The organism is Kocuria sp. ZOR0020, from assembly GCF_000800955.1.
GTDB classification, from domain to species: Bacteria; Actinomycetota; Actinomycetes; order Actinomycetales; family Micrococcaceae; genus Kocuria; species Kocuria subflava.
On the sequence record NZ_JROX01000160.1, the window covers coordinates 1 to 10,463 of the forward strand.

Below are 10,463 nucleotides of genomic sequence, written 5' to 3' on the forward strand. Positions count from 1 at the left end.
AGGCGACCCCCACAGCACACGGCCGATCGGTGGATCGAGGCTAAGAGCCTAATGTGTCCGCAGCCTGGCACCGCCGTGCGATCTCACTTGATCCGGGAGAACTTCACCGGCCGGGGCAGGGTCAGGGGAGGCAGTGCCAGCTGCCGGGTGCGCCGCGGCTTGGGCGGAGGGTTGCTGGCGCCGTGAGTGTTCACGGTTTGCAGGATGCGTTCCAGGTCCGTGCTCACGGACACCAGCCACCAGTGGTCCCAGGTGTTGCGGATCTCCAGGGTTTCCAACTGCTGGGAGAGATCTGCAATGCGGGCTCGTGCCCGGCGGGCCAGGATGGCGACTTCGTCCTTTTCGTCGTCGTTGAGGTCCACCGGGACCACGGTGAGGGCGGTGGTGAGCGCTTGCAAGGATTCACCGTCCACGCGCCATGCCACGCGCAGCACCTCCGCCACTGCGCGCAGGGCCCGTTCCAACTCCTTGGACACCTCTGCGGGAACCACCATGTGGGACCCGTCCGTGGCAAACAGCCGGCGCAGAACGTCCGTGAGGTTACGCATGTAGAACGCCACGTACTCCACCTGGATCAGGCGGGCCAGGCCAGGCTCCTGGTTCTTGTAGTTGGGCAGCAGCATGCGTGGGTTGCCCTTCATGGCGGTGGCGGACTCCTGCACCACACCGCGAACCTCGGAGGTCATCTGTGCCAACTGTTGGTTGACCTCAACCCAGTCCCTGCGAGAGGTGGAACCGGGAACTCGGACCTCACCAGCCACGTCACGCAGATACCGTGCCAGCAGTTTCTCTGCGCGGCCCAACTCCAGGGAAGCGGAACGGATGTCCACGGGAGGGGCAATCAGCAGGTGCACGATCAACCCGATCACAGCCCCCGTGGTCATCTGCACCAGGTATCCCACCGAGTAGGAATCAGCGTTCGGGCCGCCGATCACCAACACGAACAGTGCGGTCATGGGGATGTAATCCGCACCCACCCCCAGTTTGCGTACGCCCGCCAGGATGGTGCCCAGAACAATCACGATGAACAACGTGATGACGGTGTTCAAATCCGTCAGCAGAACAATCAGCGCCAGGGCCATGCCCAGGGCCAGACCCAGAATGGTCTGCATGCCCGTGCGCAGAGAACCCAACAACGTGGGATACATGACGGAGAGCGCACCCAGCGGCGCATAGAACGGGTACTGCGCCACAACGCCGGGCATGTGCGGAGCAACAATCCACGCAATGGTGCAGGCCGTGGCGGCTTTCAACGCCAGCAGCATGCGGGGAGGGGTCATTGCACCCTGGTGCCAGGGGCGGACCAGGGAATCGTCGTCGTCGGTGGGGGCCTGCGCCGACGAACGGCTGAGAATACGCACGGAACTCCTTGCCTCGCAGCGATGTGCGTGGGTCAGCGTATTAGGTGCGCTCGGTGCGCGTCGATGGGTCCGTAGGCCCCAATTTTTGCCCCCATTGGTGATCTTGGTCTCACCACCTCCGGGGACGACGACGCCGCTAGGCTGGGAGGAAATCACCACCTGCGGAAAGGGAAGAACATGAGCCAGATCGGCAAGAACCTGCTGGGAGAACCCGGCCCCACCCTGTTGGAGGGGAACCAGGAAATGGCCGGCCGAATCGAGGCTGGTGACGAGGCCGAGGACCTGGCGCGTTCCTTCCCCAAGGAGCAGCTGCCGTGGGCAGTCCTGGCGGAAGAAGCTCTGGCTGACGGGCGGACCCTGGAGGGTTACGCCTACGCCCGGGTGGGTTACCACCGTGGGCTGGATGCCCTGCGTGGCCACGGATGGAAGGGCCACGGCCCGGTTCCGTTCTCCCACGAACCGAACCGTGGCTTCCTCCGTGCTCTCTCAGCGCTGGGTCAGGCGGCCGCCGCCATCGGTGAGTTGGACGAGGCCGAACGCATCCAGAAGTTCCTCAACGACTCTGACCCTGAGGCAGCCCAGGAACTCCAGCGCTGAGGTGCTCCTGGTGGCCGGCCTCCGCCGCAATCCGTTCCCGGACGCGGCCGGTGGCCTCCACCAGGTTGGCCAAGGACTGCTTGGTCTGTGCGTAGTTGCGGGTTTTCAGCCCGCAGTCCGGGTTGACCCACAGGTGATCGGCGTCCACATGGTCCAGGGCGCTGGTCAGCAGGGTTTCGATCTCGTTCGTGGACGGCACCCTGGGTGAGTGGATGTCCCACACTCCCGGGCCGAGCCCGCGGGAGAAACCCACGGATCGAACATCGGCCAGAACCTCCATGCGGGACCGTGCAGCCTCAATGCTGGTGACGTCAGCGTTCAACGCGTTCACGCCCTGGATCACCTCCCCAAACTCCGAGTAGCACAGGTGCGTGTGGATCTGAGTCCCCTCCCTCACCGCAGAGGTGGCCCGCCGGAAAGCGTTCACAGCCCAATCCAGGTAGCCCGGCCGATCAGCACCACGCAGTGGAAGCAGTTCCCGCAGTGCCGGTTCATCCACCTGGATGATCCCGATCCCGGCGGCTTCCAGATCCAACACCTCATCCCGAAGGGCCAGTGCCACTTGATCCGCGGTTTGGGCCAAAGGCTGGTCCTCCCGGACAAAGGACCAGGCCAGGATGGTGACCGGACCGGTGAGCATGCCCTTGACGGGGCGGTCGGTCAGAGACTGCGCATAGGAAATCCACGGCACGGTGAAGGCCTCCCCCCGCACGCCGGGGCCGGTGCGGGAGACGTCCCCCCAGAGGATCGACGGACGGGTGGCACGTGACCCGTAGGACTGCACCCACCCGTTGCGGGTGACCGCAAAGCCGTCAAAGTTCTCCGCAAAGTACTGAACCATGTCATTGCGCTCGGCTTCCCCGTGCACCAGCACGTCCAGGCCCAACTCTTCCTGCAGTGAGATCACCTGGGCGATCTCATCCTGCAAGAACTGGTGATAGCGCTCGCGGTTGATGGTGCCCGCCCGGAACGCCTCCCGAGCCTTGCGAACCGCAGCCGTTTGCGGAAAAGACCCGATGGTGGTGGTGGGCAGCAGCGGCAGGCCCCCTTCACCGAACAGCGTCCGAGCCTGAGCTTCCCGCCGGATCTGGGCATCGGCCCGCACGGTGTCTGCGGGTTTCTGGGCGCGCAGCCGCTCACGCACTGCTGCATCATGCACACCAGGAGCTTCTTGGCGTGTGGCCAGAGCCCGTGCTGAGGTCTGCAATTCCTGGGTGATGGCTTCACGGCCCTGGGCCAGTCCGCGTGCAAGCGTTGCCACCTCATGGGTCTTCTCATCCGCGAATGCCAACCAAGACCGCAGCGTGGGATCCAGATGGTCTTCACCGTCCAGGGTGTGTGGCACGTGGATCAGGGAGGTGGAGGTTGCCACGGACACTCGGGCACCGGCCTGGCGCAGGGCTTCCAATTGTGTGAGGGTTGCTTCCAGGTCCGTGCGCCACACATTGCGTCCGTTGACCACTCCGGCCACCAGCACGGGGGAACCCGGTTGCGTGAACAGATCGAGTTGCTGGTCCTTGAGCTCCCCACGCACCAGGTCCACGTGAACGGCCTCAACCCCGGAATGCGCAATCGGTGAGAGCAGCGGGCCCGCATCCCCGTACGGGGTGGTCACCAGAATCTTGGGGCGCTCGGTCAACCCCGCCAGGTAGGTGGTGGCCCGAGTGATGGCCACCTGCAGGTCTTGTTGGGTCAGGTGCGCAAAATCTGCGACGACGGCCGGTTCCTCGATCTGGACCCACTGCGCCCCCGCGTTCTTGAGCTGGACCAAGATCTGGGCGTAGACGGGCAGAAGGTCCTCCAGTCGATCCAAAGGCCTGCACGGGGTGGCGCTGATGCCGTCGTCCTTGGCCAAGGCAAGGAAGGTCACAGGGCCCACGATGCTGGGGCGCACGGTGGTGCCCTGCTCGGCCGCGAGTTGCACTGCGGACACCAGCTCGTGAGGAGCTGCGCTGAACGTGGTCTGCGGACCGATCTCCGGGACCAGGTAGTGGTAGTTGGTGTCAAACCACTTGGTCATCTCCAGGGGCTGCCGTGCGTCGTCGCCGCGGGCAAGGATGAAGGAACCGCGGCGAGTCACTGAGCCCTTGGCAGGCCCCGCGTCTGAGCGGAGGTCGGAAAAGCGCTCAGGGACGGCCCCCACGGCCACCAACGTGTCCAGGACGTGATCGTAGAGGGCAAAACTGGCGGGAACCGCAGAGGGTTCGTCCACGCCCAACTCCTGGATGCGCGCCACAGCGCTGGCGACCACACCCCGGGCTGCACCTTCCAGGGCCTGGTCTGAGAGCTTTTGCGCCCAGTAGGACTCCAGCGCGCGCTTGAGTTCACGATTGGGGCCCAGGCGGGGGTATCCCAGGACAGTGGCGGACGGGAAGGCGGCGGAATTGTTCTCCTGAGCGCTGTGCTGAGTGTTCACGGTGGTCTCCTGATGGGTGGTGAGGTGGATGGATTGGGTTCGAATTGAGGTGTGCTGTTGCTGAAACCTGCCGTTCGGCACGGGCAACGGGGCAGTCATGTCGTCAGCCGGTGGTGGCACCGGCCGGGGGAGATCCAAGCGCTCCAGAACATCCAGAGCTGCCTGGTGTTCGTTGAACGTGTAGAGGTGCAGACCAGGGGCGCCGGCATCCAAGGCTGCGCGGGCGGTGAGCACCGCGTTGTCCACGCCGATCCGGTGCCGCTGAGCATCCGAATCCGCTGTTTCCAGGGCATGGGCCAGAGCGGGGTCGGGCTCCAGGCCGGCCAGTTGGCACACCTTCAGATAGCGGCGCAGATTGGTCACGGGGAGGATGCCCGGCACCACGGGAAGCTCAACGCCGGCGCGGCGTGCCCCGTGGAGAAAGAGGGCGTAGTCATCCGGTTGCCGGTACACCTGCGTGATCGCAAAGTCCGCACCGGCCCGTTGCTTGGACAGCAGGACCTCCAGGTCCTGGTGAACGCTCACCGATTCGGGATGTTTGATCGGGTAGGCGGCAACACCCACGGAGACACGTCCGGCGCACAACACCGCCGCCCGGTCCGCCTCCACCTGGCGGACCAGATCCACCAGGTGCCGGGCGTAGGGAAGTTCGTCCTCGGCAGGCTCTGGGGTCTGCGCGGGGCGGTCGCCCCGCAGAGCCAGGATGCCGCGAACACCCACGTCCAGCAGTTCATGCAGCAGCTCGGTCAGCTGCGCCTCCGTGGATCCTGTGCTCAACACGTGTGCCAGGGGCTTGAAGGGTGTGGCGTGGACCAGGTGATTGAGCAGGGACAGTGCCCGGCGTCGTCGTTGCCCGTCCGTGCCCGCGGTCACGGACACGTAATCGGGGGCTGTGGGTTCCAACTGCGCCAATGTGGCCAACAGTGATTCCCTGCTGGCTTCACTCCGGGGCGGAAACAATTCGTAGGACAGTGCGGGGGTGGACTGCGCCGCCGCTGCTGACGGTTGACCTACTGGCCGTGGGATGTGGTGGGGGTGTGGCACCGCGCGGGTCTCCTTCTAGTGAACCCCGACAGAGGGTGCACGGGACCTACGGCCCGCCTGTCGCGCCTTCAACGGCTAAGGACGACGGTCCGGGGACCACGGAACACGGTTCAGCTCCATCGGTCCTGGCGGGAGCACCGTTCCTGAAAACAGGATGGTTGCTGCGGCGTCGACGAGCCAGGTCTCTCAGCCGCTCTGGATAGATAGCCAAATCAGTATAAGCCGATCGCCAAGGTTTCCGCAAGGACTCTGCCGTGAGGTATTTCCTCTTGTGACGCGCACTGTCACGGTGGGCCGTGGGCTGGGTGGTTCGGAATGCTGTCCCAGAACTCACCTCCCGGGTGTGGCAGTCGGCGCGCTAGACTCGGGCAGTACACGACCGCAGACCGGTGCCATCCGCGCCGAACTCAGGAGCGCATCAGATATGCCAGCGATCTCGATCGTCGGAGCCCAGTGGGGCGATGAAGGCAAGGGCAAGGCCACAGACATCTTGGGTGGCCGTGTTGATTTTGTGGTCAAACCCAATGGTGGCAACAACGCAGGTCACACGGTGGTTGTTGGCAGTGCGAAGTTCGAGCTCAAGCTCCTTCCCGCCGGTATCCTCTCCGAGCAGGCCACCCCTGTGATCGGCAACGGCGTGGTGGTCAACCCGCAGGCGTTGTTCGAGGAGATCGACGGCCTTGAAGCCCGCGGGGCGGACACCTCCAAGCTGCGCATCTCCGCCAACGCACACCTGGTGGCCCCGTACCACCAGACCATGGACCAGGTCACCGAACGGTTCCTGGGCAAGCGGGCCATTGGCACCACCGGGCGGGGCATCGGCCCGGCCTACATGGACAAGGTGGGCCGCCTGGGCATCCGGGTGCAGGACGTGCTGGATGAATCCATCCTGACCCAGAAGATCGAGGGCGCCCTGCGGCAGAAGAACGAGCTCCTGGTCAAGCTCTACAACCGCCGCGCGATCGACACCCAGGAAGTGGTGGACTACTTCATGGGCTACGCGGATCGCCTGGCCCCCATGATCGTGGACTCCACCCGGCTGCTCAACGACGGCCTGGATGCAGGCAAGACCGTTCTGCTGGAAGGCGGTCAGGCCACGTTCCTGGACGTGGACCACGGCACCTACCCCTTTGTGACCTCCTCCAACCCGTCCACCGGCGGGGCTTGTGTGGGGGCTGGCATCGGCCCCACCCGGATGACCCGCTCCATCGGCATCATCAAGGCCTACACCACCCGCGTGGGTGCCGGTCCGTTCCCCACCGAGTTGTTCGACGACTGGGGTGAGCGCCTGCGCACCGTGGGTGGCGAGTTCGGCGTGAACACCGGCCGTCCGCGGCGCACCGGGTGGTACGACGCCGTCATGGCCCGCCACGCCTCACGGATCAACGGCTTCACGGACTACTTCCTGACCAAGCTGGATGTTCTGACCGGCATTGAGTCCATCCCGGTGTGCGTGGCCTATGAGGTGGACGGTGTGCGCCATGACGAAATGCCCATGACCCAGACCGAGTTCCATCACGCCAAGCCGATCTTTGAGAACTTTGCGGGGTGGACCGAGGACATCTCGGGTGCCCGTTCCATCGAGGACCTTCCGGCCAACGCCCAGACCTATGTGCGCGAACTGGAAGCCATGTCCGGCACCCGGATCTCCGCAATCGGCGTCGGGCCGGACCGTGAGCACACCATTGAGGTGCGCGACCTCATCGACTGACAAGTCCGCCAACGTTTGACAGGCAAATGACCGTTTCGGGGCAACCGAGGCGGTCATTTGCCTGTCAAACGGAGTACGCTTCGGCTGAAATCCACGCACTTCCCTGACCGATAGGCGCGCCATGTCCGTGAACTCCTCTCCAGAACTGGAGACCCAACCTGAGGGTGAGGGACTGCGGCGCAGTCTGCACACCCGCCACATGACCATGATCGCCATGGGTGGCGCCATCGGCACCGGGTTGTTCGTTGCCTCCGGCAACTCCATCAACACGGCGGGCCCGGGTGGCGCGCTGGTGGCCTACATCGCCATCGGACTGATGGTGTACCTGCTGATGATGTCCTTGGGCGAGATGTCCGCCTGGCGGCCCACCGCAGGTTCCTTCGGAGATCACGCGGGACGCTACGTGTCGCCGTCGTTCGGGTTTGCGATCGGCTGGAACTACTGGTTCAACTGGGCCATCACCCTGGCCGCGGAGCTGGTGGCTGCAGCCCTGGTGATGCGCTACTGGTTCCCGGACGTCCCGGCGTGGATCTGGTCTGCGGGATTCCTGATCATCGTGTTCAGCCTCAACGCCCTGTCCACCCGCGCCTACGGTGAGGGCGAGTTCTGGTTGGCGGCCATCAAGGTGACGGCCGTGATCGTGTTCCTGGTCCTGGGCGTGCTGATGATCTTTGGCATCCTGGGCGGGGAAAGCCCCGGATTCGCCAACTGGACCACCGGGGATGCTCCCTTCGTGGGCGGTCCCATCACCATCCTGGCGATCTTCATGGTGGCCGGATTCTCCTTCCAGGGCACTGAGCTGGTGGGTGTTGCCGCAGGTGAGGCCAAGGACCCGGAAACCACCGTGCCCAAGGCCATCCGCACCGTGTTCTTCCGCATCCTGCTGTTCTACGTGGGTGCCATCACCGTGATCGGCTTCCTGCTGCCCTACACCCACCCCAACCTGTTGGCCTCCGGGGAGACGGAAGTGGCCATGTCCCCGTTCACCCTGGTGCTGCAGAACGCCGGTGTGGCTTTTGCCGCCTCCGTGATGAACGCCGTGATCCTGACCGCCATCCTCTCCGCCGGCAACTCCGGGCTCTACGCGTCCACCCGCATGATCTGGTCCCTGGCCATGGAGGGCAAGGCCCCCAAGTTCCTGCGCAAGCTCAACAAGCGTGGTGTGCCGATCTACGCGTTGATCGCCACCTCATCCTTTGGCCTGTTGGCCTTCCTGACCACGTTCATCGGTGAGGGTGCCGCCTACACCTGGCTGATCAATGCCTCGGCTCTGGCCGGATTCATTGTGTGGGCCGGTATTGCCTGGACCCACTACAACTTCCGCAAGGCGTTCAAGGCTCAGGGGCGTTCCATCTCCGAACTGCCGTTCCGCGCCAAGTTCTTCCCGGTCGGGCCGATCATCGCCTTGGCCATGTGCCTGCTGGTGATCGTGGGCCAGAGCTACGAGGCCTTCATCAACGGCACCGTCACGCCCATGTCCTTGCTCTCCTCCTACGTCGGGCTGCCGCTGTTCCTGGCCTTCTGGATCGGGCACAAGGTGATCACCAAGTCCCACCGTGTGGATCCCGCCCATGCTGATCTGTCCCGCAATCAGATGGATGTGACGCGCTGAGAGGTGCATTGGGGTTCGTCGTCGTGAACCCGCTGCGGCTCACAGGCTGATGACCACCAGGCCCGCCGCGCCCAGGAGCACCACGGATGCTGACAGGGCCACGGCGGGTCCTGCATTTGGTTCTGCCGAATTCCGGCCGATCGCCCGGGAGTACGCCGTGTGGCGGGTGCGTTGCGTGGCGCCGATGGCCAGGGCCACGGCGATCGCCGCGCCGAACAGCACCACGACGACGACGCCGTGCTCGCCGGCCCAGCGGAGAAAGAACGCCGCCACGATCACGTAGGCCATGAGCGTCCGGGACCAGGCCAACGTGGTGCGCTCGGGCTGCAGCCCGGGATCCACCGGCTCGTGCATGCGGGCTCTCATCGGAAGATCAGAACGCCCAGCATGACTCCGGTGGCCATCGCCGCGCCGGACGCCAGAACGGGTGCGAGCCAGGGCAGCGGCAGCGGGAGGGACCGGCGCATGGCCCGTTCGATCCGGATCCACCGTACGGTGGCCCCGGCGGCGATCACCATGCTGACCAGCAGCAGGGTGGTCGCCAGCCCGGTGCGCACGACCATGGGGAACACGTCACCGGCGAATGCCTCCAAGGCCACACCGCCGGCCAGGAAAGCCAGGGCTGTGCGGATCCACGCCAGAAATGTGCGTTCATTGGCCAGCGTGAACCTGGCATCCGGTTCGATGCCGCCGCCCAACACCCGCGCAGAGAGACCTGTGCGCTGGGCGAGGTGTTGCGGTGGGGTGCGTTCTGAGTGCTCAGGCTCGTGCGGAGAATCGGCCATGCTCTTGATGCTAGATCCCCTGGGCTGGAGACCTTGGGGGTGGGCACCTTGGTGTCGTCGGGTGGTCAATCTGCCGGCTCATGGAATTGGGCGGTCGACTTCCTGGCCCATCAGCGCTGACGGGCCAGGAAATCGACCACCCAAACGTAAGGACCGAGCGAATCGAGCTCTCAACAGGTTGAGTGAGCCATCACTGCCCGGAGATGTTCACGCTCCAGCGGATGCTGAACTTGTCCACCAGGTCTCCGTACTCATCGCCCCACATCTGCTCCTCCAGAGGTGTGGTCACCGTGCCACCCTCCGACAGGGCGGTGAAGTAGCCACGGAGGGCGGCGGCGTCGTTGCCGTGCAGGCACAGGGAAACCCCACCGTTGCCGCCGATGGGGGCCTCCATGACGGAAGGCACGTCAGCGGCCATGATGTGCATGCCGTTGGGCGCGTCCAACTGACCGTGCATGACCAGCTCGGCGTCGGGGCCCTCGGCGCCCATGTTGCCGTGGCGCATGATGTTCGGCTCCCCGCCGAACACGTTGGCGTAGAACTCCAGGGCCTCGGCGGCTTCACCGCGGAAGTTGAGATAAACGGTCAAGAACCGATCAGCCACGGGGGCCTCCTTGGGTCAGGCGCGCTGCTCGCACCGGTGTATGTCTCCGCAAGTGTAGGGGCCACGACGTCGCCAGGATGCAGGCGGCCCCCTGTGAACTGGCCCACAGGTGGGCGTAAAATTAGAGGTGCCCCGTCGAAGGATCCACCGGCCGGAAGTTGAACAAAGAGGTTCACGCCATGAAGGCTCTCGTTTATCACGGACCCGGCAACCGCGTGTGGGAAGAGGTGCCGGACCCCCAGATCCAGGACCCCACCGATGTGACCGTCAAGGTGGAGACCACCACCATCTGCGGTACTGACCTGCACATCCTCAACGGGGACGTCCCGGCGG

General features: G+C 64.9%; 9 protein-coding genes and 1 riboswitch. Of the genes, 4 read left to right on the forward strand and 5 right to left on the reverse strand.

Going from position 1 to position 10,463, the window contains the following annotated elements; translation table 11 throughout:
• Positions 1 to 83 precede the first annotated feature (83 nt).
• Positions 84 to 1,361 carry an aromatic acid exporter family protein gene (locus L979_RS14690; protein ID WP_052209761.1) on the reverse strand — a complete coding sequence of 426 codons (1,278 nt, stop codon included), beginning with the start codon at positions 1,359 to 1,361 and terminating at the stop codon, positions 84 to 86.
• Positions 1,362 to 1,538: 177 nt separating this feature from the next.
• Here L979_RS14690 and L979_RS09935 point away from each other — a divergent pair, with 177 nt between their 5' ends.
• Positions 1,539 to 1,958, forward strand: coding sequence for a DUF3151 domain-containing protein (locus L979_RS09935; protein ID WP_052209762.1), 420 nt, complete (start codon positions 1,539 to 1,541; stop codon positions 1,956 to 1,958).
• On the opposite strand, the gene metE is transcribed toward L979_RS09935, so the two are convergent.
• Positions 1,915 to 5,418, reverse strand: coding sequence for a 5-methyltetrahydropteroyltriglutamate--homocysteine S-methyltransferase (metE, locus tag L979_RS09940; RefSeq protein ID WP_081994258.1), 3,504 nt, complete (start codon positions 5,416 to 5,418; stop codon positions 1,915 to 1,917). The two genes, L979_RS09935 and metE, sit on opposite strands and share 44 nt — an antisense overlap.
• Positions 5,419 to 5,531: 113 nt before the next feature.
• A riboswitch (SAM riboswitch) is annotated at positions 5,532 to 5,624 on the reverse strand.
• Between the two features lie 218 nt (positions 5,625 to 5,842).
• Between metE and L979_RS09945 the strand changes: the two genes are divergently transcribed.
• Both L979_RS09945 and L979_RS09950 read left to right on the forward strand, forming a co-directional pair.
• On the forward strand, positions 5,843 to 7,129 hold the full coding sequence (locus L979_RS09945) for an adenylosuccinate synthase (protein ID WP_047692056.1): 1,287 nt from the start codon (positions 5,843 to 5,845) through the stop codon (positions 7,127 to 7,129).
• A gap of 121 nt (positions 7,130 to 7,250) precedes the next feature.
• Complete coding sequence (locus tag L979_RS09950; protein ID WP_047692057.1) at positions 7,251 to 8,741, forward strand: amino acid permease; 1,491 nt, start codon at positions 7,251 to 7,253, stop codon at positions 8,739 to 8,741.
• Positions 8,742 to 8,780: 39 nt separating this feature from the next.
• On the opposite strand, the gene L979_RS09955 is transcribed toward L979_RS09950, so the two are convergent.
• The 3 genes from L979_RS09955 to L979_RS09965 all read right to left on the reverse strand — a co-directional run bounded on the left by L979_RS09955 (position 8,781) and on the right by L979_RS09965 (position 10,130).
• Complete coding sequence (locus tag L979_RS09955; RefSeq protein ID WP_231559490.1) at positions 8,781 to 9,095, reverse strand: DUF202 domain-containing protein; 315 nt, start codon at positions 9,093 to 9,095, stop codon at positions 8,781 to 8,783.
• Between the two features lie 8 nt (positions 9,096 to 9,103).
• Positions 9,104 to 9,526, reverse strand: coding sequence for a YidH family protein (locus tag L979_RS09960; RefSeq protein ID WP_047692059.1), 423 nt, complete (start codon positions 9,524 to 9,526; stop codon positions 9,104 to 9,106).
• 190 nt (positions 9,527 to 9,716) lie between these two features.
• Positions 9,717 to 10,130 (reverse strand): VOC family protein, encoded by a 414-nt coding sequence (locus L979_RS09965; protein ID WP_047692060.1) that lies wholly within the window; start codon positions 10,128 to 10,130, stop codon positions 9,717 to 9,719.
• A 179-nt stretch (positions 10,131 to 10,309) separates the two neighbouring features.
• Between L979_RS09965 and L979_RS15100 the strand changes: the two genes are divergently transcribed.
• Positions 10,310 to 10,463, forward strand: a 154-nt coding sequence (locus tag L979_RS15100; protein WP_156125535.1) for an alcohol dehydrogenase catalytic domain-containing protein, incomplete at its 3' end; no start/stop codon positions are given.